We start from the raw sequence: 25221 nt of genomic DNA, 5'->3' as shown, positions 1-25221 counted from the left end.
GCGATGCCCGCCGGGCCCGCGACCAGTAACACCGTCTACGAACCCGTCCCCCTCTGGGCGAGGATCCCGCACGGGATCTGGCTCAGGGAAGCAACCTCGGTGGCCGTCGACTCGGCCGACCGCGTCTACGTCTTCAACCGCGGCAACATGCCGGTGCTCGTCTTCGACCCCGATGGCAACGTTGTCGACATGTGGGGCAACGACACCCCGTACCTCGGCACCGAGCTGTACGAGGACCCGTACGGCAACATCCAGCCGCGCTGGCGCGGCTGCCGCTTCACCCGGCCGCACGCGGTCACCGTCGACCACGACGACCACCTCTGGCTCGTCGACGACATCGGCAACACGATCACCAAGACCGACCGCACCGGCACCACCCTGCTGACCCTCGGCACCGGCGAGCCCAGCGGCTTCCAGAGCGGCAAGCCCTTCAACCGCCCCACGGACGTGGCGATATGCCCGCGCACCGGCGACGTCTTCGTCAGCGACGGCTACGGCAACTCCCGCGTCCACCACTACGACGCCACCGGCCGCCACCTCGCCTCCTGGGGCACCCCCGGCACCGACCCGGGCAGCTTCAGCCTCCCGCACGCGCTGACGCTCGCGGACGACGACGCGGTGGTCGTCTGTGACCGCGAGAACCACCGCGTCCAGGTCTTCTCCCGCACCGGCGACTTCCGCACCACCTGGCACGCCCACAAGGCGGTGGCCGTCTGCACCACGGGCACGGGCCCCGACACCCGCCTCTACGTGGCGGAACAGGGCCCGCCCCCGATCCAGCACGGCGTCCCCGGCATCGGCCACAAGATCCGCGTCTTCGACACCGCGGGCCACGAGATCACCCGCTTCGGGGCGGACCTCCCCGGCGAGTCCCCGGCGAGCTTCAACTGGCTGCACAGCATCGCGGTCGACTCGGCGGGCGACGTCTACGCTGCGGAGGTCTCGTACGTCGAGGTCGGCAGCAAACTGACCCCGCCCCGCGAACTGATCAGCCTCCGCAAGTGGCGCCGGGTGCCGGGCTGACCAAGGCACAACGTCTAGCGCGCGGCCCCGAGCTTCTCCGCGACCCGGTCGCGGAGAAGCTCGTACTCCTCGCGCAGGCGGACGATCTGCGGCGGGCGGGCGACGACCATGCCCTCCGTGACCGTCTCCTCCGGGCCGAACTGCTCGCGGGTGAGGTCTATCTCCACGCCCAGGCCCAGGCGGTTCCACCAGTGGTAGTCCGTGCGCTGCCCGTCCACCAGCACCTCGCCGCGCAGCAGCTCGCCGCCCAGCAGGTCGTTGACGACCATGGCGGTCACGCCGCACTGGTCCCGGGCGGGATTCCCGGGCGTCCAGTACTCCCTGAACTCGGGGGTGCACGTGTCCGGGCCCCAACTGCTGCGCACGGCACGCTCGATGTCGGTGAGAAGCAACGGCGTCATACCGGCATCCTCACGCCCGCCACTGACAACGCCGCCCCGAAGAGGGCACGGGGTGTTACGCGGACAGCGGCAGCGGCTCCGCCGCGCACGCCTCGTCGTAGCGCCGCGCCAGCAGCAGCGCCAGCTCCGGCGCCGCCCCCAGCACCGGCGCGAGCACGTCCGCCCGCGCCTCGGTGGCGCCCCGCACGATGCGGTCGGGCAGGAAGCCCGGGGCGATGACGTACGGCGCCACCGCCACCCGCTCGGCGCCGTCCGCGCGCAGCGCGCGGACGGCATCGGCCGTACGGGGGGGTGCCGCGGAGGCGAACGCGGGCCGCACGGCGCACCATCCAGCGGTACGCCGCCACTCCCGCGCGGTCTCGGCGACGCTCGCGATCGCCTCCGGGTCGGAGGAGCCCGCCGCGGCCAGCACGACGCCCGTGCGGGCCCGCTCCGCGGGCAGGTGCAGCCCCGCCGCCGCCATCCGGCGGTCCAGCGCCGCCGTCAGCAGCGCGTCCGGGCCCAGCACGCCGCCCTGCACGACGCGCAGCCGCGGCAGCGCGGCCCGTACCTCGTCCAGGACGGCGGGGATGTCGGATTTGGCGTGGAAGGCGCGGGCCAGCAGCAGCGGCAGCGCCACGACGTCCCGTACGCCCTCGTCGTACAGCCGCCGCAGCGCCCGCGGCACCCGCGGGGCGCAGTGGTCCAGATAACAGGTCTCCACCCGCGCGTGCGGCCGCGCCGCCGCCACCCGCGCCGCGAGCGCGGCGACGGTGGCGGCGTGCCGCGGGTCGCGGCTGCCGTGGGCGACGATCAGCAGTACGGGGTGCATGGCTCGCAACGCTAGGACGGTCCGGTTGGGGCTCGGTTGGGTCGCGGCGGGATCAGACGTTGATGCCGCACTCGGTCTTGGCGAACCCCGCCCAGCGTCCCGCGCGGGCGTCCTCGCCGGGGGCGACGCGGCGGGTGCAGGGCGCGCAGCCGATGGAGGGGTAGCCGTCGGCCAGCAGCGGGTTGGTCAGCACGCCGTGCTCGGCGACGTACGCCTGCACGTCCGCCTCGGACCAGCGGGCGATCGGCGAGACCTTCACCTTGCGCCGCTTGGCGTCCCAGCCGACGACCGGGGTGCCGGCGCGCGTCGGCGACTCGTCGCGGCGCAGGCCCGTGGCCCAGGCGTCGTACGCGGCGAGGCCGTCCTCCAGCGGCTGCATCTTGCGCAGCGCGCAGCACAGGTCGGGGTTGCGCTCGTACAGCCGCGGGCCGTACTCGGCGTCCTGCTCCGCGACCGTCAGCCGGGGCGTGAGCGAGACGACGTTCACGTCCATGACGGCGGCGACCGCGTCGCGGGTGCCGATGGTCTCGGGGAAGTGGTAGCCGGTGTCGAGGAACAGGACGTCCACGCCCGGCATGGCACGGGACGCCAGGTGGGCGACGACCATGTCCTGCATGGACGAGGTGACGCAGAAGCGCTTGCCGAACGTGTCCGCCGCCCAGCGCAGGATCTCCAGCGCCGGGGCGTCCTCCAGTTCGCGGCCGGCCCGCTCGGCAAGCGCCGCGGTATCGGTATCCGCGTCTTCGATGACCGTCATCGGTTGTGGTTCCCTCCATCGCTGTCGGGACGCAGGCCGTCGGCCAGCAGCCCGAGGAACGAGAGCGTGAAAGCGCGATTGCAGGACCTGCACTCCCACGCGCCGTGCCCCTCTTCGGACGGGCGCAGGTCCTCGTCGCCGCAGTACGGGCAGTAGAACGGCGCCGCCCGCCCGCTCACTTGAGGTCCTCCTCGCCGGCCCGCGCGGCCCACTGCGCGAACCGCTCGCCCTCCTCGCGCCCGGCGGTGTAGCGGGTGAGCACGCGCTCGACGTACTCGGGAAGCTGCGCGGCGGTGACCTTCAGGCCGCGCACCTTGCGGCCGAAGCCCGGGTCCATGCCGAGGCTGCCGCCGAGGTGGACCTGGTAGCCCTCGACCTGCCGGCCGTCCTCGTCGGTGACGAGCTGCCCCTTGAGACCGATGTCCGCCACCTGGATACGGGCGCAGGAGTTGGGGCAGCCGTTGAGGTTGATGGTGATCGGCTCGTCGAAATCGGGCAGCCGCCGCTCCAGCTCGTCGACGAGCGAGGCGCCGCGGGCCTTGGTCTCGACGATCGCCAGCTTGCAGAACTCGATGCCGGTGCAGGCCATCGTGCCGCGCCGGAACGCCGACGGTTCGACCTGGAGGTCCAGCGCCGCCAGCGCCTCGCGCAGCGGCTCGACCTGGTCCTCCTCGACGTCGAGGATGAGCATCTTCTGTTCCACGGTGGTACGCAGCCGGTCGGAGCCGTGCTGCGCCGCCAGCTCGGCGATCTTCGTCAGCGTGCCGCCGTCGACGCGGCCGACGCGGGCCGCGAACCCCAGGTAGTAGCGGCCGTCGTGCTGCCGGTGCACCCCGATGTGGTCGCGCCAGCGCTCGGCGGGCACCGCGGGCGGCGGGCCGTCGGGGAGCGTGCGCAGCAGGTACTCGTCCTGAAGCACCTGGCGGAACCTCGAAGGGCCCCAGTCCGCGAGCAGGTACTTCAGCCGGGCCCGGTTGCGCAGCCGGCGGTAGCCGTAGTCGCGGAAGATGGCGACGACGCCCTCGAAAACGTCCGGTACGTCCTCCAGCGACGCCCAGGCGCCGATCCGTACCCCCAGCTTGGGGTTGGTCGACAGGCCGCCGCCGACCCAGACGTCGAAGCCCGGGCCCAGCTCCGGGTGCTCGACGCCGACGAAGGCGACGTCGTTGATCTCGTGCACGATGTCGAGCTGCCGCGAGCCGGAGATCGCGCCCTTGAACTTCCGGGGCAGGTTCGAGTACGCCGGGTTGCCCACCACGCGCCGCTGGATCTCCTCCAGCGCCGGGGTGCCGTCGATGATCTCGTCCGCCGCGATGCCGGCGACCGGGGAGCCGAGGACGACGCGCGGGACGTCGCCGCACGCCTCGGTGGTGGAAAGGCCCACCGCCTCCAGCCGGCGCCAGATCTCCGGGACGTCCTCGATCCGGATCCAGTGCAACTGGATGTTCTGCCGGTCGGTGAGGTCCGCGGTGCCGCGGGCGAACTCCTGCGAGATCTCGCCGATCGTCCGCAACTGGGTGACCGTCAGCCGGCCGCCGTCGACGCGGACGCGGAGCATGAAGTGCTCGTCGTCCAGCTCGTGGGGCTCCAGGACCGCCGTCTTGCCGCCGTCGATGCCGGGCTTGCGCTGGGTGTACAGCCCCCACCACCGCATCCGGCCGCGCAGGTCGGCGGGGTCGATGGAGTCGAAGCCGCGCTTGGAGTAGATCGTCTCAATGCGTGTCCGCACATTGAGACCGTCGTCGTCCTTCTTGATCTGCTCGTTGCCGTTGAGCGGCGTGAAGTGGCCGGCGGCCCACTGGCCTTCGCCGCGGTGGCGGCCCGCCTTGCGGCGACCGGCCGTCGTGGGGCGCGAGGAGGAGTTAGCCATGACAGGGGTGTCCTTAAGGCAAGCGGAGGAGCCGGCCATGGGCGCGTACGACCCTGATGGACCTGCGCAAACGGTTCTTCGGCAGGGCGGCTGTACAGGGGCGCGGGCGTGCGTCCGCGACGGTGGGGACGGCTGGGCGGCGGCGGGAGGTCGGCGGTGCTGTGACTTTCAGCCCGCCGGACAGATGGCGCTGGACATACGGCCGAGATCGACGTGACGCCGACTCACCAGGGCGACTCCAGCTCGGTCCATGGAGAGAGCGTGGCATGGGGTGCCGCGGATCGTCCACAGTAATCCACCATGCGGACAGTCCGGTCTTGCTATTTGGACACCGGGGTTTGCGGCCCTATTTCTGCGGTCCGCCTGCCGCGGTGTCCTCGGTGCGTACGTCGAAGATCCGGAAGCCGCGGCGCCGGTAGTTGTCCAGGGCGTGCGGGCCGTCGTCGCTGCAGGTGTGCACCCACACCCGGCGCGTGGGCGGCCGCCCGGGCCACCGCTCCGCCAGGTCCCAGGCGCGTGCCGTGCCGACGGAGAGCAGGTGCCCGCCGATGCGCCTGCCGCGGAACGCGGGCAGCAGCCCGAAGTACGTGATCTCCACCACCCCGTCCTGCTGCCCCTCCAACTCCAGGTAGCCGGCGGGCGTCCCGCGCTCGTACGCCACCCACGTCTCGGTCCCCGGCTGCCCGACGAAGGCGCGCCAGCGCTCCTCGTCCCACACCAGCCGGTCCGTCCACGACACGTCGGCGCCGACGGCCCCGTAGAGATAACGGTTGAAACCCGGGGAAGGGATAGCGGCGCGCACGACGGTCAGCTCGCCGGCCGCGACGGTCGCCGGTGCGGCCGCCGGGGTGAGATCGTCCGCGGCGGTCTGCTCCAGTGACCAGGTGGTGAGGGCGGTGCTCTCCATAGGGGAATCAGACCACGGCGCACGGTGCCTTGCGGAGCCGGGTGCGGTGCAGGAATCTGCCTCACGACCCCTTGCCCGCGGGTGGGCGCCGCCCGTAGCTTATGGCAAGCGCTTTCTGTGGCCTTGGCCACTGTCGTAGCACCGCACCAGGAACCACTCGGCACCACCTGGCACCACCCTCACTGCACGACCGCAGGACGACCTTCGGGACAGGCCGCCACGGTCACCCGCCCGGACGCCACCCGGGCCGGTGCCGGGAGCCGTTCCACCGTCCGCAAGAACCGCACCGGCGACGGCCACGTGTTCAACCTCGATTGGATGCATCTCGAGTGACAACGGCACAGGACGACATCAAGGCGCCCGCCGCCGTCCCGACCGCTCCCGAGCGGACGGGGCGGCGCGGAGCGCGCCTCGGCAACCAGCTCGCCGCCTTCGGCTCCGCCGTGTGGCGGCCCCTCATCGTGCTCGCCGTGATCGGCCTCGTCTGGTGGTTCGTCACCGCACGGGAGATGGTCGAGCGCTACCTCGTCCCCACCCCCGGCTCGGTCTTCGAGGTCATGTGGGAAGACCGCTCGATGCTGGCGGAGCACACCTACGTGACGCTGTACGAGACGGTCATCGGCTTCCTGCTGGCGGCGCTCATCGGCATCGCCTCGGCCGTGCTCATCGTCTACTCCAAGACCGCCGAGCGCTCCCTCTACCCGATCATCCTCTTCGCCCAGGTCATCCCGAAGATCGCCATCGCACCGATCCTCATCGTGTGGTTCGGCACCGGGCTCTCCCCGAAGATCATCCTGGCGGTGCTGATCGCCTTCTTCCCCGTCGTCGTCTCCGGCGTCGCCGGGCTGCGCGACACCGACCCCGAACTGCTCGACCTCTCCGCGACGATGGGCGCCAGCAGGTGGAGCGTCTTCGTCAAGGTGCGCTTCCCCGGCGCGCTGCCGCAGCTCATGGCCGGGCTGAAGGTCGCGGTGACCCTCGCCGTGGTCGGCGCCGTCGTCGGCGAGTTCGTCGGCGCCAGCGAAGGGCTCGGCTACATCCTGCTGCTCGCCAGCGGCAACCTGAACTCCGCGCTGCTCTTCGCGGACCTGATCCTCATGTCGGCGATCGGCGTGGTGCTGTTCGTCGTCATCGAGGTGGCCGAGTCCCTCCTCATCCCGTGGCACGCCAGCCGCCGCGAGGGCTCCAGCGTGACCATGGCGACGACCTGAGCGGAGCCCCTTCCCGCCCGTTCGCGGCCATGGCACCGCAGCCCGTATCCCGCAGTACCGGACCACCCAGGAAGGCAACGACATGAAACGCACCGCGGCGACACTCACCCTGCTGAGCGCGCTGCTCGCCGCCGCCGCCGGCTGCGCCCCCGACACGTCGGACGACGACGGCGGCGACTCAGGCGGCGACGGCAACGGCAAGAAGGTCACGCTGACGCTCAACTGGGTGCCGTACGGGGAGCACGCCGCCTTCTACTACGGCGTGGAGAAGGGCTTCTACGCCGACGAGGGCATCGACCTGGAGATCAAGCCCGGCAACGGCTCCGCGGCCACCATCCAGCAGGTCGCGCAGAACAAGACCGACTTCGGCTGGGCCGACACCCCGCCGCTGATGGCCGGCATAGGCGAGGGCATGGGGGTCAAGAGCCTCGGGGTCTACCTCCAGAAGGGCCCGTCCTCCGTGCAGTTCGTCTCCGACGAGAACATCAAGGAGCCGGCCGACCTGGAGGGCAAGACCGTCGCGGGCACGCCGGGCGACGCGATGTACGCCACCTTCCCCGGCTGGCTGGAGGCCAACGACGTCGACCCGTCGAAGGTCAAGGTCGTCAACGTCCAGCCCGCGGACAAGATCTCGCAGCTCGCCGCCGGCAAGGTCGACGCCATCATGGGCTTCTTCCACGACCAGGGCCCGACGATCGAGAACACCACCGGCGAGACCGTCGACTACATCCTCTTCTCCGACTTCGGCATGAACGTCCTCGGCACCGGCATCGTCGCCTCCGACAAGATGCTGGCCGACGACCCGGAGCTGGCCAAGGCGTTCGTCCGGGCCACCACGAAGTCGTGGCAGGAGGTCGAGGCCAATCAGGAAGAGGCCGTGAAGATCATGTCCGAGGCCGCGACCGAGCCGCCGCCGGACAACGTGCTCGCCAACCAGCTCAAGGACACCCTGCCGCTGCTGCAGGGCGACGGCGGCGGTATCGGCGTCAACTCCGAGGAGTCGTGGCAGGAGACTATCGACCTGCTGTCGGACGGCGGGATGCTGAAGGAGGCCAAGAAGCCCGCCGACTACTGGGACGCGTCGTACGCCGCTAAGGGGTGAGCAGTGCCGCAGCTCGAACAGAAGAAGACCGCCGCGACCGACGCGGCGGCGTCCGCAAGCATCGACATCCGCGATGTGACCTGCACCTTCACGACGAAGCGCAGTCGCACCACGGCGGTCGACGGGGTCTCGATGCGGATCGAGCCCGGTGAGTTCGTCTCCATCCTCGGCCCTTCGGGCTGCGGCAAGTCGACCCTGCTCAAGATGATCGCCGGCCTGGTGCTGCCGACGACGGGCCAGGTCAGCCTGCTGGGCAAGCAGGTGACCGGGCCGCAGCGCAACATCGGCTTCGCCTTCCAGCGGGCCGCGCTGCTGCAGTGGCGCGGGGCGCGGAAGAACATCCTGCTCCAGGCCGAGATGCGCGGCATGGACAAGCAGACCGCGGCGCGCCGGGCCGACGAGCTGATCGAGCTGACGGGCCTGAAGGGCTTCGAGGAAGCCCTGCCGCACGAGCTGTCCGGCGGCATGCAGCAGCGGGTGGCACTGTGCCGCGCGCTGCTGCACGAGCCGCCGGTGCTGCTGCTCGACGAGCCGTTCGGCGCGCTGGACGCGCTGACGCGGGAGCACCTGAACGTCGAGCTGAACCGCATCTGGCGGGAGACGGGCACGACCATCGTGCTGGTCACCCACTCCATCTCGGAGGCCGTCTACCTCGGCACCCGGGTGGAGGTCATGAGCGCCCGCCCGGGCCGGATCATCGAGACGATGCCGGTGGACCTGCCGGCGGCCCGGGACTACGGGAAGGTCATGTCGGCGCCGGAGTTCGAGACCCTGGCGGCCCACATCCGCGGCCTCCTGGGCGGCGCCCACTAGCCCGCCACCGGTACGACGCCGCCGCCCGGGGCCCGCGCATCACGGGGCCCCGGGCGGCGGCGTATCCGCGCTCGCGGCAGATTTAACAAACGCTTCATATTGTTTCGGAATTACGTCGGCAATTCCGTTTCCGGGCAAGGGAATTGCGCGTGCGGCCGCATCTCTGCGATCGTGCGTGCATGCCCACCGACCAGCGCTTCTTCGCCCGCCACCACGTGGACTTGGTGCGCGTGGCGAGCGCGCTGTGTCCCCGCGGCCGTCCGTAGACGGCCGCACCCGGGTGTACGCCGCGGGTGCTCGATTCCGAACGGGCCCTTTCCGCCCGCTCACTCAGCCCGCCCCCGTACGAACCCCGGAACGAGGTCTCCATGTCCACCCCGCCGACGCTCTCCCCCGCGCCGCCCACCGCCGCGCTCGCCGAGCTGGTCCGCGCCTTCGCCGGCCGGCCCGACCGCTGGCGGCCCGCGGTCCGCTTCGACGCCGCGGCCCGCTTCCACACCCGGCTGGAGGTGACCGGCGGCCACGAGGTCTGGCTGCTGACCTGGCTGCCGGGACAGGGCACCGAGGTCCACGACCACGGCGGCGCCGCGGGCGCGTTCACGGTCGTCTCCGGGGTGCTCACCGAGCGCAGCTTCCCCGCGCCGCCGGCCGCGCCGCGGGCGCGGGAGCTGGCCGTGGGCGGGCTGCGCTCGTTCGGGCCGCGGTACGTCCACGAGGTGGTCAACAACGGGACGGCACCGGCCGTCAGCATCCACGCCTACGCGCCGGCTCTGTCGGCGATGTCGTACTTCGCCGAGCTGCCCGGCGGCGCCCTGCGCCCGCTCCGTACCGACCCGGTGACCGACTGATGGCCGCCGCCGGGGCCCCCGGGATCGACGCCGCGCTCGCCGCCGTACGCGCCACGCTGGACCGCCTCACCCCCCGGCAGGCGTACGCCGCCCTCGCCGAAGGCGCCGTCCTCGTGGACACCCGGCCCGAGTTCCAGCGGCGCGCCTCCGGCACCGTGCCGGGGGCGCTGCTGGTGGAGCGCAACCACCTGGAGTGGCGCTGCGATCCCGCCAGCGGCGCCTCGGTGGCCGAGGCCACCGGCACGGGGGTGCACTGGATCGTCATGTGTGACGAGGGATACGCCTCGTCGCTGGCCGCCGCCTCGCTCAGGTCGCTCGGCCTGACCCGGGCGACCGACCTGATCGGCGGCTTCCAGGCGTGGCGGGCGGCCGGGCTGCCGGTCACGCTCCCGTAACGCCTCACCTGCACAAAGGCGTGCAAAGGCGTACGAAAACCCGGCCCGTATGCCGGGCGATTCGTCCACGCCTCAAGAACCCCCTTGACCGAGCCGCCCCGATGGGCTTATCCCTACTAAGTCAATAGGGATACTCGGAAAGACGATGTTGAATCCCGGAACCACCCGAGAGGATGACCCTCCCGTGTCTGCACCACGCCGCCGCCGCGCGGCCATACGCCTGCTCGCCGGCACCGCCGCCCTCCCCCTGCTCGCCCTGACCGCCTGCGGTTACGGCTCCGACAGCGACGACAAGGGCGACGACGCGGCCCCCGCCGCCCAGGGCGAGAAGATCGGCGGTCTCGACGAGATCAACATCGGCTTCTTCGGCAACGTGACCCACGCGACCCCCCTGGTCGGCCTCGGCGACGACGGCCTGATCACCAAGGAGCTGGGCGGCACCGCCGTCAAGCCGCAGATCTTCAACGCAGGACCGTCCGCCATCGAGGCGCTCAACGCCGGCTCCGTCGACATGACCTGGATCGGCCCCTCCCCCGCCATCAACGGCTACACCCAGGCGGACGGCCGCAACCTGCGCATCGTCGCGGGCGCCACCTCCGGCGGCGCCTCGCTGGTCGTCAACCCCGACAAGATCAAGTCCCTGGACGACCTGGAGGGCAAGCGGATCGCCACGCCGCAGATCGGCAACACCCAGGACGTGGCCCTGCTCAACTACCTCGCCGGCGAGGGCCTGGAGGTCGACCCGCAGTCCGGCAAGGGCGACGTGCTCGTCATCCGCCAGGACAACAAGGAGATCCCGACCACCTTCCAGCAGGGCGGCCTCGACGGCGCCTGGGTGCCGGAACCCACCGCCTCCAACCTGGTCGCCAAGGGCGGCGAGGTGCTGCTGAACGAGAAGGAGCTGTGGGACGACGGCAAGTTCGTCACCACCCACCTGATCGTCTCGCAGACGTTCCTCAAGGACCACCCCTACGTGGTCGAGGCCGTCGTGCGCGGCTCGGTGAAGACCAACGCCTGGATCAAGGACAACCCGGACGAGGCCAAGACCCTGGTCAACGCGGGGATCGAGGAGTACTCGGGCAAGCCGCTGCCCGACGAGGTGCTCGACCGCGCCTTCGGCGACATCGAGGTCACCGACGACCCGCTCGCCTCCACCCTCGGCGACCAGGCCGACCACAGCGTCAAGTCGGGCCTCCTCGACGAGGCGAAGACCGACGGCATCTACGACCTGTCCATCCTCAACAAGGTGCTCAAGAGCGAGGGCCGGCCCGCCGTCGACGACGCCGGCCTCGGCGTCAAGTAGCTCTGCCCGCCTCACCTCCGGGAGGTGCAAGAGATGTCCACCGCCATCACCGACGACGCCCCGGCCGGCTCCGCGCAGGCCGGGGACGGGCCCGCGGCCCGCATCACGCACGTGTCCAAGACGTTCGGGCGCCCAGGGGCCCAGCTCCTGGCGCTCGACGACGTCACCGTCGACGTCGCGCCCGGCGAGTTCGTCACGCTGCTCGGCGCGTCAGGATGCGGCAAGTCCACCCTGCTCAACCTGGTCGCCGGCCTGGACGCGCCGACCGCCGGGACCATCGAGATACCCGGCGGCCAGCGCCCGGCGCTGATGTTCCAGGAGCACGCGCTCTTCCCGTGGCTGACCGCGGGCAAGAACATCGAGCTGGCGCTGAAGATGCGCGGGCTCGCCAAGGCCGAGCGCCGCACCGAGGCGGAGCGCCTGCTCGAACTCGTCCGGCTGGGCGGCGCGTACGGCAAGCGGGTGCACGAGCTGTCCGGCGGCATGCGCCAGCGCGTCGCGCTGGCCCGCTCGCTCGCGCAGGACAGCAGGCTGCTGCTGATGGACGAGCCGTTCGCCGCGCTCGACGCCATCACCCGCGACGTCCTGCACGACGAGCTGACCCGCATCTGGGCGGAGACGAAGGTCTCCGTGCTCTTCGTCACCCACAACGTGCGCGAGGCCGTCAAGCTCGCCGAGCGCGTGATCCTCATGTCCTCCCGCCCCGGGCGCATCGCCCGGGAGTGGACCATCGACATTCCGCAGCCGCGCCGGATCGAGGACACCGAGGTGGCCAACCTCTCGCTGGAGATCACAGAAGAGCTGCGAGGGGAGATCCGCCGCCATGGCAAGCACTGACACCACCGGCAGCACCGGCACGTCCGGCGCCTCCGGGGCGAAGTCCGGCGCGAAGTCCGGTGAGGACTCCGCCGCCGGCCTCGCCGGGCTCGAAGCGGGCCTCGACGCCCTCGACACCAGGACCGCGGCGCGTACCCCGCTGCGCCAGGTGCTGCTCCAGAAGGTGCTGCCGCCGATCATCGCGGTCGCCCTCGTCGTGGCCGTCTGGCAGTTGCTGTACGTCCTGGAGGTCAAGCCCGACTACCAGTTGCCGGGCCCCGGCCAGGTCTGGGACGCGCTCGCCGACCAGTGGTACGAGGGCACGCTCTTCGACGTCATCTGGACGAGCCTGTCCCGCGGCGTGCTCGGCTTCCTCATCGCCATCGCCATCGGCACCCCGCTCGGACTGATCGTCGCCAAGGTGCCGTTCGTGCGCGCCGCGATCGGCCCGATCCTCACCGGGCTGCAGTCGCTGCCGTCCGTGGCCTGGGTGCCGGCGGCCATCATCTGGTTCGGCCTCACCCCGTCGATGATCTACGCGGTGGTGCTGCTCGGCGCGGTCCCGTCGATCGCCAACGGGCTGGTCGCCGGCATCGGCCAGATCCCGCCGCTGTATCTGCGCGCCGGCCAGGTCATCGGCGCCACCGGCCTGCACGGCGTACGGCACGTGCTGCTGCCGGCGGCGCTGCCCGGCTATCTGGCCGGGCTCAAGCAGGGCTGGGCGTTCTCCTGGCGGTCGCTGATGGCCGCCGAGATCATCGCCACCTCCCCCGATCTCGGGGTGGGCCTGGGCCAGTTGCTGGAGACCGGCCGCGGCTACCAGGACATGGCGATCGTGCTGAACGCGATCCTGCTGATCCTGATCGTCGGCGTCGCCATCGAACTGCTGGTGTTCGGCCCGCTGGAGCGCCGGGTGCTGCGCAACCGGGGGCTGCTCGTGACGCGCTGACCGCGAGCCTTCTCCCCTGAGAACCCGCCGGGGACCGCTCCGGGCCTGAACTCAAGGCCCGGAGCGGTCCCCGGCGTGATGCGTGTAAGGGACATGACTCCTCCGGGGTGGGGTTATCCCCCCTTCTTCCGGTGGAGCTGAGCACCATCGGGTTCACCAGCCAGCACGATGGGGTCCGCGCCCCGCCTTCTCTAGCGTCGTATCGGCAGGTGGGGGCAGTGTGCCGCCGCCGCGCACGAGGGAGAAGGACGATGGGGGCACCGAGAGCGCCGAGGCATACGAAGCGGCGTCAGGGCGTCGCCGCGGCCGTCGGCGGCTGGAGCGTCACCCACCGCTGGGCCGCGGTGGGTATCTGGGTGTTGTTCGTGGTGCTGGCGACGGTCGCCGGCTCCGCGGCGGGGCGGGCGGAGGTCAGCGACAGCGAGGAGGTCCCGGGCGAGACCGGGCGGTCCGCGAAGATCCTGGAAGACGCGGGCGTGGACGAGCCGGTCGGGGAGAGCGTGCTCGTCCAGTCGCGGCAGGGCGGGCCGAAGGCGTCGGCGAGCGAGTTCCGTACGGCCGTCGAGGACGTCGTACGGGCCGTCGAGGGCACCGGCGAGGTGACGGACGTCGTCTCGCCGTACGAGAGCGACACGATCTCCGCGGACGGACGCTCGGCGCTGGTCCAGTTCCGGATGAAGGGCGACCCGGAGACCGCGGCGGACCGGGTGGAGCCGGTGACCGACGCGGTCGCGGAGGTCCAGGACACGCACGGGTCGCGGGGCCTGCTGATCGAGGAGATCGGCGGCGCCAGCATGGAGAAGACCTTCGACGACGCCTTCGGCGAGGACTTCAAGAAGGCGGAGTACTCGGCGGTGCCGATCGCGTTCGGCATCCTGCTGATCGTCTTCGGCGCCTTCGTGGCCGCGCTGCTGCCGATGGTGCTGGCGATCACCGCGATCGTGGCCACGATGGGCCTGATGGGCGTGGTGAGCCACGTGCAGCCGATGAGCGACGTCGCCGACTCGGTGATGCTGCTGGTGGGGCTGGCCGTCGGCGTCGACTACTGCCTGTTCTACCTGCGCCGCGAGCGCGAGGAGCGGGCCAAGGGCCGGGACGCGCGGACCGCGCTGGAGATCGCCGCCGCCACCTCCGGGCGCGCGGTGCTGGTCTCCGGTATCACGGTCATCGTCGCGATGTGCGGCATGCTCTTCACCGGCCTCGCCGACTTCGCGGCGATGGGCGTCGCGTCGCTGATGGTGGTCGCGGTGGCCATGGTCGGCTCGGTGACCGTGCTGCCGGCGATGCTGTCGCTGCTCGGCGAGCGGGTCGAGAAGGGCAGGGTGCCGTTCCTGGCGCGGCTCAAGCGCGGCAAGACCAACGCCGGCGGCGAGAGCCGGGTGTGGCGGGCCGTGCTGACGCGCGTGCTGCGCCGGCCGAAGGCCGCGGTGATCGTGGCCACCGGCGCGCTGGCGGCGATCGCCCTGCCGGCGGTGGGCATGAACACCGCGAACCTCACGCTGGACCAGGAGTTCGGCGACTCGCTGCCGATCGTGCAGACCTACGACCGGATCAACGAGGCGTTCCCCGGCGGCTCCGACCCCGCCGAGGTGGTCGTCAAGGCCGACGACATCAACGCGCCCGAGGTCCGCAAGGCCATCGTCGACTTCGAGGAGCAGGCGCTGGACACGGGCGCGTCCAAGGGCCCGATCGACATCCAGGTCTACGACGAGAAGAACGTCGCCATCATCGAGGTGCCCCTCGTCGGCGGCTCCGACCAGGACAAGGCGGAGAAGAGCCTCGCGCTGCTGCGCGACGAGATCCGGCCGGTGACGCTGGAGGCGGTGGACGGCGTGGAGGCGCCGGTCGGCGGCCAGGTCGCGGGGAGCAAGGACTTCAACGACCAGCTCGTCGGCGCGGTGGTGCCGGTCTTCCTCTTCGTGGTGGCCTTCGCCTTCCTGCTGATGCTGATGGCCTTCAGGTCGCTGACGATCGCCGTCACCTCGATCCTGCTCAACCTGCTGTCGGTGGGCGCCGCGTACGGCGTGCTGACGATGGTCTTCCAGCACGGCTGGGGCGCGGGCCTGGTCGGCGCCGAGGGCGTCGGGGCGATCGTCGCCTGGCTGCCGCTGTTCCTCTTCGTCATCCTCTTCGGGCTGAGCATGGACTACCACGTGTTCGTGGTCTCGCGGATCAAGGAGGCGCGGGCGCAGGGGCGGAGCACCGCCGACGCCATCTCGCACGGGGTGATCACCACCGCGGGCGTGGTGACCAGCGCGGCCGTCATCATGGTCGCGGTGTTCTCGATCTTCGGCACGCTGTCGATGCAGTCCATGAAGCAGATGGGCGTCGGCCTGGCGACGGCCGTGCTGATCGACGCGACGATCATCCGCGGCGTGCTGCTGCCCGCGGTGATGGCGCTGCTCGGCGAGCGCAACTGGTACTTCCCGAAGGCGCTGCGCCGGCTGCCCGACCTGGAGCACGCCGAGCCGCAGCCGGTACCGATGGGTAGCGTTCCGCCGCCGGTTCCCGCAGACTCTCCGTTGGTCGAAGGGAGCCGCCGATGAACCTGCCGTTCGGCAACTACCAGAACGAGATCTATCTGAACGGGCTGGCGGACGAGCTGCCGCCGTTCACCACCGACCTCACCGCGCTGGAGCAGTCCGCGCGCGAACGGCTGGCGGACGGTCCGTTCTGGTACGTCGCGGGCGCGGCCGGCTCGGGCGCCACCGCCCGGGCCAACCGGTCGGCGTTCGACCGGGTCCGCCTCGTCCCGCGCATGCTGACCGGCGCCACCGAGCGGAGCCCCGCCACCACCGTGCTGGGCACCGCGCTCCCCGCGCCCGTACTGCTGGCGCCCGTCGGGGTGCAGTCGATCGTGCACCCCGACGGCGAACTGGCCACGGCCCGTGCCGCCGCCGCCCTCGGCATCCCGATGGTGATGTCCACGGCCTCCTCGTACACCATCGAGGAGGTCGCGGAGGCGAGCGGCACGGGCCCGCGCTGGTACCAGCTCTACTGGCCGAACGACGACGAGGTGTGCGCCAGCATCCTGGCGCGCGCCCGCGCGGCCGGCTTCACCGCCCTCGTCGTCACCCTCGACACCTGGACGCTGGCCTGGCGCCCGCGCGATCTCGACGCCGCCTACCTGCCGTTCATCCGCGGCGTCGGCACCGCCGTCGCCTTCTCCGACCCGGCGTTCCGCGCGGGGCTGGAGAAGCCGCCGGAGGAGGACCTGGGCGCTGCGGTGCTGCGCTGGGTGCCGATGTTCACCGGTACGGACCGGACGTGGGACCGGCTGCCGTTCCTGCGGGAGCACTGGGACGGGCCGATCCTGCTCAAGGGCGTCCAGCACCCGGACGACGCCCGCCGGGCCGCGGCCGCGGGCATGGACGGCGTCGTCGTCTCCAACCACGGCGGCCGGCAGGTCGACGGCGCGGTCGCGTCGCTCGACGTGCTGCCGGAGGTCGCCGAGGCGGTCGGCGACCGGGTCGAGGTGCTCTTCGACTCGGGCGTACGGACCGGGGCCGACGTGCTCAAGGCCCTGGCGCTGGGCGCGCGTGCGGTGCTGTACGGCAGGCCGTACGCCTACGGCCTCGCGCACGGCGGCGAGGCGGGCGTGACGCACGTGCTGCGCAGCCTGCTCGCCGACCTCGACCTCACCCTGGGGCTGTCCGGTCACCGCTCGGTGCGCGAACTGGGCCCCGGCGACGTGCGGCGGCTTCCGGGCTGATGGCCCGCAGCGCGTAGCCCACGGCGGTGGCGGCGACGTAGCTGAGGACGGCGTACACGGCGCCCGGCATGGCCATCGCGGTGCTGTCCAGCAGGGTGGGGCTGATGGCGATGGTCATGGCCAGGCCCACGTTGTGCATGCCGATCTCGAAGCAGCACGCCACGGCCTGCGGGTGCGCCGCGCGCACCAGCCGGGTGGCCCCGTAGCCGACGGCCAGCGAGACCAGCGTGAACAGGAACGTGATCGGCCCGAGGTCCACGAACGAGTCGGCGATCCGGTCCCGTTCCGCCCAGGCCACGCCGACGATCACCAGGAAGAGCCCGAAGAGGGACGCCGCCCGCACCGGCCGGTCGATCCGCTCCCTGACCCGCGGGGCGCGGGTCCTGGTCAGCATGCCGAGCCCGACGGGGATCAGCACGATCGCGAACACCTGGAGGATCTTGTCGTAGTTGAGCCCGAGGGAGTCGCGGCCGACGTCGAAGTACTCCAGTGAGAAGTTGACGATCAGCGGCAGGGAGAAGAGCGAGAGCGCCGAATTGACGGCGGTGAGCGTGATGTTGAGGGCGACGTCGCCGCCGAAGAGCCGGCTGTAGTAGTTGGCGACGGCCCCGCCGGGCGACGCGGCGAGCAGCATCATCCCCACCGCGTACGCGGGCGCCAGGTCGAAGGCGAGCACCAGCCCGAAGCAGGCGGCGGGCAGCAGCAGGACCTGGCACAGCAGCGCGACGGCGACGGCCCGGGGGTGGTGCTTCACCCGCCGGAAGTCGGCGAGCGTGAGGCCCAGCCCGAGGCCGTACATGATGACGGCGAGGACGACGGGCATCATGACGGTCGTTACCGGGGAGTTCACGCGCACCAGACTGCCGGGGCGCACGGCGCGCTGTCCATGCCGGAAGTGTCTCGTTAATTCGATGGCGCCTCCGCTTGCGCCCGGCCCAGGATGGCGCATGCTCACGACACTCCTCGCCTTCCTCGGGGCCTGCACGCTGATCGCCGCCACGCCGGGACCCAGCACGGTCCTGATCATCCGCAACTCGATGCACAGCCGCCGCGCCGGGATGATGACCGTCCTCGGCAACGAGACGGGCGTCTTCCTGTGGGGCGCGGTCGCCGCGTTCGGGCTCACGGCGCTGCTGGCGGCCTCGCAGATGGCGTACGACGTGATGCGCTGGGTCGGCGCGGCGGTGCTGGTCTGGTTCGGGGTGCAGGCGCTGCGCGCGGCGCGGCGGGGGGCGGTGGCGGAGTTCGCGGACCGGGCGGGGCCCGAGGTCACGTCGTGGCGGGCGTACCGCTCGGGGCTGCTGCTGAACCTGGCGAATCCGAAGGTGGGCATCTTCGCGATGTCGTTCCTGCCGCAGTTCGTGCCCGCGTCGGCGCCGCAGTTGGCGACGACGGTCGCGTTCGCGGCGCTGTGGGCGGTGTACGAGGTCGGCTGGTACGCGGTGTACGTGTGGTTCGTGGGGCGGCTGAAGGGGCTGCTGTCGCGGGCGGGCGTGCGCAAGCGGCTGGAGCAGGTGTCCGGCACGGTGCTGGTGGCGCTGGGGCTCCGGCTGGCCGTGGAGCACTGAGCGGGGCGCGTGGGCGCGTTGGTGGGCGGGCGCGTTGGTACGTGGGAGGCGTACGGGACGGAATGCGACCCTGACCGGAACGTTACGCGCCCGTGCACCGCGCGCCGCAGACTCGTGCGCCATGTACGTGCGCTCAGGCGGCGCCCTCGCCGCATCGGGACGGATACTCGCGGCCGTCGGTCGGGTCGGCCTGGGGTACGTCGCCGGCGACGTGAACGGCGACGGGACGGACGACCTCGCCACGTCCCACGCCCCGAGCGGCGACGAGGGCGAGGTCGCGGTGCCCCTGGGCGGCGCCGGCGGTCTCGCCGTGGACGGCACGCAGGTCGTCGTGCCACAGGACGTGGGGGCGAAGCCGGGGCTGCGCCGGAACGCGGACCACTTCTTCGGCTGGCAGCTCTACCTCGCCGACCTCGACACGGACGGGGACGACGACCTGGTCGTCGGCACGTTCCGCGCGGGCGACCCGCCGGAGGAGTCCGGCTACTGGATCTTTCGGGGCACGCCGGAAGGCATGTCGGTGGCGGACCGCGAGTTCGTCACGACCGAGGACGCCGGATAGCGCGTATCCGGTGCTACGCGCGGTGCGAAGGAGCGACGGGGAGGTACCCCAGGTCCACAGGACCGCCGCGCGGGGCGGTGAGCAGGCGGGCCAACGGCGGCGGCCACAGCGGCTCGTACGGCTCCGCCACCTCCGCCGGAGACCACCACCGCCAGCCGAGGATGCGGTCCTCCGAGTGCCGCGCGACCGCCTCCGCGGTGGGCTCGCGGCGCGGCCCGGCGGCCAGGTAGATGTGTTCGTGCTGGCGCACCGGCACGCCCTGCCGGGTGAAGTCGTGCACCCAGGTGCACAGCAGCTCGCCGGCCGCGACGTCCGTCCAGCCGGTCTCCTCGTGCAGCTCGCGCACCGCGCCCGCGCGCGGGCTCTCGCCGGGGTCGAGGCCGCCGCCGGGGGTGGCCCAGTGGATGCCGGCCTCCACGTCGTCGTAGCGGAACATGAAGATCGCGCCGTCCGGGTCGAGGAGCGCGAGGCGGGCGGCGCGGCGGGGTGTGCGCATGCGGCCGAGCCTAACCGCTGTGGCCGGTGCGCCGATCATTTGTCACGGGTACGTACGGGAACGGAAGCGTACTGGACACCCGCCGTCGCCCAGCCCGACAATTCGAAGGTGTCAGGCTCCGACCACCCCACGTCTTCCTCGTTCCCCATGTATCCGGCGGGGACCCCGCGCGTCTCCGACGAAGAGCGGGACAGGGCGATCGAGTTGCTGCGCGACGGCGCGGCCGAGGGCCGGCTGTCCCAGGACACGTTCCTGGCCCGCGTGGACCTGGCGTTCGCCGCCCACTCCCATGAGCAGTTGGCGGCTCTGACCGCCGATCTGCCGCCGCGCGAGGGGCGGTTGACGCGGGCGATCCTCGGCACGGTCGCCAAGGCGTCGTCGCTCGGGGTGCGGGTGAAGCAGGCGTGGCAGGCGGAGCGGCTGCCGCCGCTGATGCTCCCGGCGCCGGGCACGCTCCCGCTGCGCATAGGGCGGGATCCGCGCAACGGGCTGCGGCTGATGGAGGAGACGGTCTCGCGGATGCACGCGGAGCTGCGGTGCGCGAGCGGGGTGTGGCTGCTGCGGGACCTCGGCTCGACGAACGGGACGTTCATCAACGGCCGCCGGCTGACGGGCGAGGCGCCGGTGCGGCCGGGCGACCAGTTGGGCTTCGGCCACACCCGGTACCTGCTGACGCCCCGCTGACCCCGCCGCCCGCGCCCAGCGGCCGGGTGCGCTGCGCGCCGTCGGTCCGCTCGACGAGCACCTCGATGCCGGGCTCGCCGCGCAGCTTCCCCGCGTACCGCTCGCGCAGCTGGGCGAAGACCGGGCCGAGCGACGGGTACTTCTCCTCGCTCAGCGTCCTGCCGTCCGCGTCGACCGCGACCACCTGCGGGGTCCCGCCCTCCCGGGTTTCACCAGCCGGTGGTTGGCCGGCAAGCGCCGGGTGCACGACGGAGGGGTCCCAGTCGACCAGCGGCCTGCCGGTCGTCCGGCCGCGTACGACCGTCGGCTCGGAGTCGTACGTCCACGTCTTCGCGTGGCCCTCGGCCACGATCCGCGCCGTCACCGAGAACGGCACCGTGGCGCCCCGGGCCGCGCCCGGCTCCAGCGTGACCTTCCGCACCAGGGCGTCCGTGAGGTACGCCCCGAGCACCGGCTGTGCCTCCGCGGCGTAGTCCGTCAGCCGGGCGGCGGCGCCGGGGCGCCGGTCGGCCCGGGCGGCGAGGAAGTCACGGGCGGTGGTGCGCACTTCGGCCGCGCTGGGCGGTCCCGTCGGCACGTCGGGGCGGTCGTCGCCGCTGGCGAGCGCCTGGTAGATGTGGGTGACGCCGAACACGGCCAGTGCGGCCATCCCGGCGAGCACCGGGCATAAAACTGCTTTGGCTCCGGTTCGCATGCGCGTCCCCCGGCTATCGAGGCCCCTCCCCCGGGCCGCCCACGACTCTACCCGCGGCCTCCGACACTCCGCGGTTGCACTGAACCAGGGTTGAAGTTCTAGCTTTACGGGGCAGGCCGCCGCACCCGGCCGCGCACCACGAGACGGGAGAACCCGATGGACATGCAGGCCACCGCCTGGCAGTCGCTCCACAGTACGGTCACCGCGCAGCGGGACAAGCGCCCGCTGTCGCGGGCCGGGCTCGGCCGGATCTGGCGGTTCGCCCAGCCGCACCGGCGCCTGCTGAAGTGGTTCTTGCTGCTCAGCGTGGTGACCGCGGCACTGGCCGTGGCCACGCCGCTGCTCGCCGGCCGGGTCGTGGACGCCATCGTCAGCGACGCCGACCGGGGCCGGGTCGTCTCCCTGGCGCTGCTGATCGCCGCCATCGCCGTCGCCGAGGCGGGGTTCGGGCTGGTGGCGCGGTGGCTGTCGGCCCGTATCGGCGAAGGGCTCATCCTCCAGCTGCGCACCGCGGTCTACGACCACGTGCAGCGCATGCCCGTCGCGTTCTTCACCCGCACCCGCACCGGCGCCCTCGTCAGCCGGCTCAACAACGACGTCCTCGGCGCCCAGCGCGCGTTCAGCAACACCCTCTCCGGCGTCGTCGGCAACCTGGTGACCCTGCTGCTCACGCTCGCCGTCATGCTGCGGCTCTCCTGGCAGATCACCCTCCTCGCGCTCGTGCTGCTGCCCGTCTTCGTGCTGCCCGCCCGCCGCATGGGCGCCCGGCTCGCCCGGCTGCAGCGCGAGGCCGCGGGCCACAACGCCGCGATGGGCACCCAGATGACCGAGCGGTTCTCGGCGGCCGGCGCCACGCTCGTCAAGCTGTACGGGCGGCCGGAGCGGGAGTCGGCGGAGTTCCGGGAGCGGGCGGCGCGCGTACGGGACATCGGGATCCGCACGGCGATGGTGCAGACGCTCTTCATCACCGCCCTCACCCTGGTCTCCGCGCTCGCCCTCGCGCTCGTCTACGGCCTCGGCGGCTGGTTCGCGCTGCGCGGCACCCTGGACGCGGGCTCCGTCGTCGCCCTCGCCCTGCTGATCACCCGGCTGTACGCGCCCCTGACCTCGCTGGCCGGGGCGCGGGTGGAGGTGATGAGCGCGCTGGTCAGCTTCGAGCGGGTCTTCGAGGTGCTGGACCTCAAGCCGCTGGTCGCCGAGAAGCCGGACGCGCGGGAGGTGCCGGAGGGCCCGGTGGCGGTGGAGTTCGACGGGGTGGACTTCGGCTACCCGGCCGCCGACAAGGTGTCGCTCGCCTCGCTGGAGGAGGTCGCCGTGCTGGACACCAAGGCCGGCGCGCAGGTGCTGCACGGGGTGTCGTTCCGCGCGGAGCCGGGCCGGATGGTCGCCCTCGTCGGTTCCTCGGGCGCGGGCAAGTCGACGATCGCGCAGCTCATCCCGCGGCTGTACGACACGGACGGCGGCACGGTCCGTCTCGGCGGCGTGGACGTCCGCGACGTGTCGGCCGCCTCGGTGCGGGCGACGCTGGGCATGGTCACCCAGGACGGGCATCTCTTCCACGAGTCGGTCCGCGACAACCTGCTGCTGGCGCGGCCGGACGCGAGCGACGCCGACCTGTGGGACGCGCTGCGCAAGGCGCGCCTTGAGGAGCTGATGGCGGCGCTGCCGGAGGGTCTGGACACCGTCGTCGGCGAGCGGGGCTACCGGCTGTCGGGCGGCGAGCGGCAGCGGCTGACGATCGCCCGGCTGCTGCTCGCGGAGCCGCGCGTGGTGGTGCTGGACGAGGCCACCGCGCACCTGGACTCCACGTCGGAGGCGGCGGTGCAGGAGGCGCTGGCGGAGGCGCTGGCCGGGCGCACGGCGGTGGTCATCGCGCACCGGCTGTCCACGGTGCGGGCCGCGGACCAGATCCTGGTGGTGGAGGCGGGCCGGATCGTGGAGCGGGGCACGCACGCGGAGCTGCTGGCGGTCGGCGGGCGGTACGAGGAGCTGTACCGCACGCAGTTCGCGGAGGACGGCGGGGCCGGGGAGCTGGTGGCGCAGGAGGCGTAGGACGGAGGCGTACGGGGACGGGGGCGCGGGCCCGTACCGGCGCGCGGCGTACGGGCCCCGCGGGCACGGCGGCGGTGGGGTGGCGTCAGGCGACCGGGTCCGGCTCGGGGACGGGTGTGTCAGGCAGGTGGCGGCGGGTGCGCACCGGCGAGAAGTACAGCGGCAGCGCCGCCACCGCCAGGACCACGGCCCCCGTCCACAGCGCCGCCCCTACCCCCGCGAACTCCCCGATCACCCCGGAGAGCGCCGAGCCCAGCGCGACAGAACCCATCAGCAGGAAGCGGAAGGTGGCGTTCATCCGGCCCAGCAGCGCGTCGGGCGTCAGCCCCTGCCGCAGGCTCAGCCCCAGCACGTTGTCGATGCCGATCTTCACCGACACCAGCGCCATCCCCGCGGCCCCCGCCACGCACAGCCACGGCGGCCGGCTCAGCAGCGGTACGAGCAGCGCCGCCGGCGCCACGCACAGCCCCGCGGTGGCCAGCGTCCACCCGCACCCCCGCCGGGCGGCGAGCGGCCGGGCGAGCCGGGCACCGACGAAGGTGGCGGCGCCGCAGAGCACCCAGTAGCCGCCCAGCAGCCAGGCGGGCAGCCCGAGTTGGCGGACGAAGAGCACCGGGACCATCGTGTTGACGGTCTGCGCCCCAAGGTTGGCGAGCGCGGCGCCGAGCGCGAGCGAGCGCAGCTCGCGGCTGCCCAGCACATGCCGCAGCCCGTCGCGCATCTCGGCGGCCAGCCGGCGCGAGGCGGCGGGCGCCGACGGCGTGCGGCGCGAGGTACCGCCGCGGATGCCGGTGAGCGATACGGCCGCGGCGAGGTGGCTGACGGCCTGCGCCGCGACCGCGACCGGCGCCGTCAGCACCTCCACGAGCAGCCCGCCCACCCCGCGGCCGGCGACGCTGCCGACCGCGTACAGGCTGACGACGCCCGCGTTCGCCCGCACCAGCGCCTCCCGCCCGACCACCGCGGGCAGGCAACTGTGCGAGGCGACGTCGAAGAAGACCGTGGCGCAGCCGGCCAGCAGCACGGCCGCGTACAGGTGCGGCAGCGTGAGCATGCCGAACCACCAGGCCAGCGGCACGGCGGTGAGCAGCACGACCCGCGCCAGGGCGGCGGTCACCAGCACCGGCACGCAGCCGAGCCGGTCGACCCACACCCCGGAGGGCAGGCCGATCAGCAGGTACGCGGAGGTGCCGAGCGCGGCCAGCAGGCCGATCTGACCGGGGCTCGCGCCGAGACCGAGCGCCACCAGCGGCAGGGCGAGATGGCCGACCTGGTTGCCGATCTGATCGGCGGCGGTGGCGGCGTACAGCCGTCGGAAGGCGGGCACGCGCCAGGGGGATGCGTATGCCATGGAGGGAGCTTGCCGTGCCGCCGGGGCGGGGGGAAAACGGAGCGCGTTCGTCCCGCCCCGGGGACCCCGCTAGCGGTATGCTCCGCCCTTCGCACCCGGCGGCGGGGGTGCGGCGTCGCGCGCGGCCAGCAGCGGCAGGACGTCCGCGACCAGCTCCAACTGCAGCCGCAGCGCGTCCCGCGGGGCGGCGCGCAGCACGGCGCGCATCAGGTCGGTGGCGCCGGCGGGGGCCTTGAGGTCGTCGAGGTGGCGCTGGCAGGTGCCGAGGTCGAGCGAGGGGTTGGGCAGGTCGTTGGCCGCCCAGAGGGTGCGGATCAGCTCGTTGGTCATCACGGCCGCCGCCCAGCCCGTCTCCACGGCGTCGCCGCGCTGGCGGACGGCCTCCATCTTGGGTACGACGTGGGTCCATAGCTCGGCGTAGTGCGCCTTGACGGGTGCGGGGGTGCGGTAGCCGGCGTGGATGGTCGCGGCATCGGCCATGAGCTGGGCCACTGCGCCGTCGGGGTCGTGCAGCAGTACGCCGTCGAGGAAGGCGTAGCCCCAGGACTCGTCGCCGACGCGGTGCGGGGAGAAGCAGGAGCGCCACTGCTCGGCGGTGCGGGGCACGAGGTCGACGGGCAGCGGGCGGCGGCGGGACCGCCAGGGGGCGCGGCGTACCGGGTCGAGGGCGGTGACCACGAGGACGTCGAGATCGGAGTCGGGGCGTCCGGTGCCGCGGGCGAGGGATCCGGACAGCAGGACGCCGCGGACGTCGGGGTCCGCGCGCAGTTCCGTCAGCACCACCTCGAGCACCGTGCGGTGCAGGGAGGTGGGAAAGGCAGCGGTGGTCAATCTCGCTCCCGGGTCCGGCCCAGGCGGGAGCGTAGCAGCCCCTGCACCGAGCGTGCGGGGCCGGG

The 25221-nt window shown here is 72.5% G+C and carries 27 protein-coding genes; 15 read left to right on the top strand and 12 right to left on the bottom strand.

The window, feature by feature from the left end:
- Positions 1-3 precede the first annotated feature (3 nt).
- On the top strand, positions 4-1023 hold the full coding sequence (locus OG946_RS30485) for a peptidyl-alpha-hydroxyglycine alpha-amidating lyase family protein (protein WP_326799174.1): 1020 nt from the start codon (positions 4-6) through the stop codon (positions 1021-1023).
- Between the two features lie 14 nt (positions 1024-1037).
- Here OG946_RS30485 and OG946_RS30480 read toward each other — a convergent pair whose 3' ends face one another.
- The 7 genes from OG946_RS30480 to OG946_RS30455 all read right to left on the bottom strand — a co-directional run bounded on the left by OG946_RS30480 (position 1038) and on the right by OG946_RS30455 (position 5769).
- Positions 1038-1424 (bottom strand): YunG family protein, encoded by a 387-nt coding sequence (locus OG946_RS30480; RefSeq protein WP_326799173.1) that lies wholly within the window; start codon positions 1422-1424, stop codon positions 1038-1040.
- Between the two features lie 55 nt (positions 1425-1479).
- On the bottom strand, positions 1480-2235 hold the full coding sequence (locus OG946_RS30475) for a sirohydrochlorin chelatase (RefSeq protein ID WP_326799172.1): 756 nt from the start codon (positions 2233-2235) through the stop codon (positions 1480-1482).
- 52 nt (positions 2236-2287) lie between these two features.
- Complete coding sequence (locus OG946_RS30470; protein WP_326799171.1) at positions 2288-2992, bottom strand: phosphoadenylyl-sulfate reductase; 705 nt, start codon at positions 2990-2992, stop codon at positions 2288-2290.
- Positions 2989-3171 carry a hypothetical protein gene (locus OG946_RS30465; RefSeq protein ID WP_326799170.1) on the bottom strand — a complete coding sequence of 61 codons (183 nt, stop codon included), beginning with the start codon at positions 3169-3171 and terminating at the stop codon, positions 2989-2991. Before OG946_RS30465 ends, OG946_RS30470 begins: the two co-directional genes overlap by 4 nt.
- Positions 3168-4862: a nitrite/sulfite reductase gene (locus OG946_RS30460; RefSeq protein WP_326799169.1), complete on the bottom strand. Its 1695-nt coding sequence runs from the start codon at positions 4860-4862 to the stop codon at positions 3168-3170. The genes OG946_RS30465 and OG946_RS30460 overlap by 4 nt, the downstream gene beginning before the upstream one ends.
- Positions 4863-5030: 168 nt before the next feature.
- Entirely contained in the window at positions 5031-5114 is an 84-nt protein-coding gene (locus OG946_RS36240; RefSeq protein WP_367648462.1) for a putative leader peptide, read from the bottom strand.
- Positions 5115-5208: 94 nt separating this feature from the next.
- Positions 5209-5769: a GNAT family N-acetyltransferase gene (locus OG946_RS30455; protein ID WP_326799168.1), complete on the bottom strand. Its 561-nt coding sequence runs from the start codon at positions 5767-5769 to the stop codon at positions 5209-5211.
- Positions 5770-6098: 329 nt separating this feature from the next.
- Between OG946_RS30455 and OG946_RS30450 the strand changes: the two genes are divergently transcribed.
- The 10 genes from OG946_RS30450 (at position 6099) to OG946_RS30405 (ending at position 16918) form a co-directional block, all read left to right on the top strand.
- Positions 6099-6980: an ABC transporter permease gene (locus OG946_RS30450; RefSeq protein ID WP_018836963.1), complete on the top strand. Its 882-nt coding sequence runs from the start codon at positions 6099-6101 to the stop codon at positions 6978-6980.
- An 82-nt stretch (positions 6981-7062) separates the two neighbouring features.
- Complete coding sequence (locus OG946_RS30445; protein WP_326799167.1) at positions 7063-8082, top strand: ABC transporter substrate-binding protein; 1020 nt, start codon at positions 7063-7065, stop codon at positions 8080-8082.
- 3 nt (positions 8083-8085) lie between these two features.
- Positions 8086-8895 (top strand): ABC transporter ATP-binding protein, encoded by an 810-nt coding sequence (locus OG946_RS30440; protein ID WP_326799166.1) that lies wholly within the window; start codon positions 8086-8088, stop codon positions 8893-8895.
- Between the two features lie 368 nt (positions 8896-9263).
- A complete protein-coding gene (locus tag OG946_RS30435; protein WP_326799165.1) occupies positions 9264-9743 on the top strand; it encodes a cysteine dioxygenase in 480 nt (159 codons plus the stop codon).
- Positions 9743-10138, top strand: a complete 396-nt coding sequence (locus OG946_RS30430) for a rhodanese-like domain-containing protein (RefSeq protein WP_326799164.1) — start codon at positions 9743-9745, stop codon at positions 10136-10138. Before OG946_RS30435 ends, OG946_RS30430 begins: the two co-directional genes overlap by 1 nt.
- A 184-nt stretch (positions 10139-10322) precedes the next feature.
- A complete protein-coding gene (locus OG946_RS30425) occupies positions 10323-11441 on the top strand; it encodes an ABC transporter substrate-binding protein (protein WP_326799163.1) in 1119 nt (372 codons plus the stop codon).
- Positions 11442-11474: 33 nt separating this feature from the next.
- Entirely contained in the window at positions 11475-12278 is an 804-nt protein-coding gene (locus OG946_RS30420; protein ID WP_326799162.1) for an ABC transporter ATP-binding protein, read from the top strand.
- Entirely contained in the window at positions 12265-13206 is a 942-nt protein-coding gene (locus tag OG946_RS30415) for an ABC transporter permease (protein ID WP_326799161.1), read from the top strand. Before OG946_RS30420 ends, OG946_RS30415 begins: the two co-directional genes overlap by 14 nt.
- 251 nt (positions 13207-13457) lie before the next feature.
- Positions 13458-15752 (top strand): MMPL family transporter, encoded by a 2295-nt coding sequence (locus OG946_RS30410; protein WP_326799160.1) that lies wholly within the window; start codon positions 13458-13460, stop codon positions 15750-15752.
- On the top strand, positions 15749-16918 hold the full coding sequence (locus OG946_RS30405) for an alpha-hydroxy-acid oxidizing protein (protein WP_326799159.1): 1170 nt from the start codon (positions 15749-15751) through the stop codon (positions 16916-16918). Before OG946_RS30410 ends, OG946_RS30405 begins: the two co-directional genes overlap by 4 nt.
- Here the strand turns inward: OG946_RS30405 and OG946_RS30400 are convergent.
- A complete protein-coding gene (locus OG946_RS30400) occupies positions 16845-17768 on the bottom strand; it encodes a bile acid:sodium symporter family protein (RefSeq protein WP_326799158.1) in 924 nt (307 codons plus the stop codon). The genes OG946_RS30405 and OG946_RS30400 overlap by 74 nt on opposite strands.
- 97 nt (positions 17769-17865) lie before the next feature.
- On the opposite strand from OG946_RS30400, the gene OG946_RS30395 reads away from it, so the two are divergent.
- Entirely contained in the window at positions 17866-18486 is a 621-nt protein-coding gene (locus tag OG946_RS30395; protein WP_326799157.1) for a LysE family translocator, read from the top strand.
- Between the two features lie 121 nt (positions 18487-18607).
- Positions 18608-19048 carry a hypothetical protein gene (locus OG946_RS30390; RefSeq protein WP_326799156.1) on the top strand — a complete coding sequence of 147 codons (441 nt, stop codon included), beginning with the start codon at positions 18608-18610 and terminating at the stop codon, positions 19046-19048.
- A gap of 13 nt (positions 19049-19061) precedes the next feature.
- Here the strand turns inward: OG946_RS30390 and OG946_RS30385 are convergent, their stop codons facing one another.
- Positions 19062-19544: an NUDIX hydrolase gene (locus OG946_RS30385; RefSeq protein ID WP_326799155.1), complete on the bottom strand. Its 483-nt coding sequence runs from the start codon at positions 19542-19544 to the stop codon at positions 19062-19064.
- 147 nt (positions 19545-19691) lie between these two features.
- Between OG946_RS30385 and OG946_RS30380 the strand changes: the two genes are divergently transcribed.
- On the top strand, positions 19692-20228 hold the full coding sequence (locus OG946_RS30380; RefSeq protein WP_326800411.1) for a DUF1707 and FHA domain-containing protein: 537 nt from the start codon (positions 19692-19694) through the stop codon (positions 20226-20228).
- Here OG946_RS30380 and OG946_RS30375 read toward each other — a convergent pair.
- A complete protein-coding gene (locus OG946_RS30375) occupies positions 20137-20877 on the bottom strand; it encodes a hypothetical protein (RefSeq protein ID WP_326799154.1) in 741 nt (246 codons plus the stop codon). The genes OG946_RS30380 and OG946_RS30375 overlap by 92 nt on opposite strands.
- A 201-nt stretch (positions 20878-21078) precedes the next feature.
- Between OG946_RS30375 and OG946_RS30370 the strand changes: the two genes are divergently transcribed.
- A complete protein-coding gene (locus tag OG946_RS30370; RefSeq protein ID WP_326799153.1) occupies positions 21079-22974 on the top strand; it encodes an ABC transporter ATP-binding protein in 1896 nt (631 codons plus the stop codon).
- Positions 22975-23059: 85 nt separating this feature from the next.
- Here OG946_RS30370 and OG946_RS30365 read toward each other — a convergent pair whose 3' ends face one another.
- Both OG946_RS30365 and OG946_RS30360 read right to left on the bottom strand, forming a co-directional pair.
- Positions 23060-24325, bottom strand: coding sequence for an MFS transporter (locus OG946_RS30365; protein ID WP_326799152.1), 1266 nt, complete (start codon positions 24323-24325; stop codon positions 23060-23062).
- 69 nt (positions 24326-24394) lie between these two features.
- Entirely contained in the window at positions 24395-25156 is a 762-nt protein-coding gene (locus tag OG946_RS30360) for a nucleotidyltransferase domain-containing protein (protein ID WP_326799151.1), read from the bottom strand.
- Positions 25157-25221: the final 65 nt, after the last annotated feature.

The sequence above is a fragment of the Streptomyces sp. NBC_01808 genome, assembly GCF_035917395.1.
In the GTDB taxonomy this organism is placed as follows: domain Bacteria; phylum Actinomycetota; class Actinomycetes; order Streptomycetales; family Streptomycetaceae; genus Streptomyces.
The sequence above is the reverse complement of the archived record's forward strand: the minus strand, read 5'-3'. Positions and strand labels throughout refer to the sequence as shown.

Bases quoted from the DNA above. Each gene is read 5' to 3' on its own strand.
- OG946_RS30485 (WP_326799174.1), top strand. From the start codon at position 4: ATGCCCGCCGGGCCCGCGACCAGTAACACCGTCTACGAACCCGTCCCC.
- OG946_RS30480 (WP_326799173.1), bottom strand. From the start codon at position 1,424: ATGACGCCGTTGCTTCTCACCGACATCGAGCGTGCCGTGCGCAGCAGT.
- OG946_RS30475 (WP_326799172.1), bottom strand. From the start codon at position 2,235: ATGCACCCCGTACTGCTGATCGTCGCCCACGGCAGCCGCGACCCGCGG.
- OG946_RS30470 (WP_326799171.1), bottom strand. From the start codon at position 2,992: ATGACGGTCATCGAAGACGCGGATACCGATACCGCGGCGCTTGCCGAG.
- OG946_RS30460 (WP_326799169.1), bottom strand. From the start codon at position 4,862: ATGGCTAACTCCTCCTCGCGCCCCACGACGGCCGGTCGCCGCAAGGCG.
- OG946_RS36240 (WP_367648462.1), bottom strand. From the start codon at position 5,114: ATGGACCGAGCTGGAGTCGCCCTGGTGAGTCGGCGTCACGTCGATCTC.
- OG946_RS30455 (WP_326799168.1), bottom strand. From the start codon at position 5,769: ATGGAGAGCACCGCCCTCACCACCTGGTCACTGGAGCAGACCGCCGCG.
- OG946_RS30445 (WP_326799167.1), top strand. From the start codon at position 7,063: ATGAAACGCACCGCGGCGACACTCACCCTGCTGAGCGCGCTGCTCGCC.
- OG946_RS30435 (WP_326799165.1), top strand. From the start codon at position 9,264: ATGTCCACCCCGCCGACGCTCTCCCCCGCGCCGCCCACCGCCGCGCTC.
- OG946_RS30430 (WP_326799164.1), top strand. From the start codon at position 9,743: ATGGCCGCCGCCGGGGCCCCCGGGATCGACGCCGCGCTCGCCGCCGTA.
- OG946_RS30420 (WP_326799162.1), top strand. From the start codon at position 11,475: ATGTCCACCGCCATCACCGACGACGCCCCGGCCGGCTCCGCGCAGGCC.
- OG946_RS30415 (WP_326799161.1), top strand. From the start codon at position 12,265: ATGGCAAGCACTGACACCACCGGCAGCACCGGCACGTCCGGCGCCTCC.
- OG946_RS30410 (WP_326799160.1), top strand. From the start codon at position 13,458: ATGGGGGCACCGAGAGCGCCGAGGCATACGAAGCGGCGTCAGGGCGTC.
- OG946_RS30405 (WP_326799159.1), top strand. From the start codon at position 15,749: ATGAACCTGCCGTTCGGCAACTACCAGAACGAGATCTATCTGAACGGG.
- OG946_RS30395 (WP_326799157.1), top strand. From the start codon at position 17,866: ATGCTCACGACACTCCTCGCCTTCCTCGGGGCCTGCACGCTGATCGCC.
- OG946_RS30390 (WP_326799156.1), top strand. From the start codon at position 18,608: ATGTACGTGCGCTCAGGCGGCGCCCTCGCCGCATCGGGACGGATACTC.
- OG946_RS30385 (WP_326799155.1), bottom strand. From the start codon at position 19,544: ATGCGCACACCCCGCCGCGCCGCCCGCCTCGCGCTCCTCGACCCGGAC.
- OG946_RS30380 (WP_326800411.1), top strand. From the start codon at position 19,692: ATGTATCCGGCGGGGACCCCGCGCGTCTCCGACGAAGAGCGGGACAGG.
- OG946_RS30375 (WP_326799154.1), bottom strand. From the start codon at position 20,877: ATGGCCGCACTGGCCGTGTTCGGCGTCACCCACATCTACCAGGCGCTC.
- OG946_RS30370 (WP_326799153.1), top strand. From the start codon at position 21,079: ATGGACATGCAGGCCACCGCCTGGCAGTCGCTCCACAGTACGGTCACC.
- OG946_RS30365 (WP_326799152.1), bottom strand. From the start codon at position 24,325: ATGGCATACGCATCCCCCTGGCGCGTGCCCGCCTTCCGACGGCTGTAC.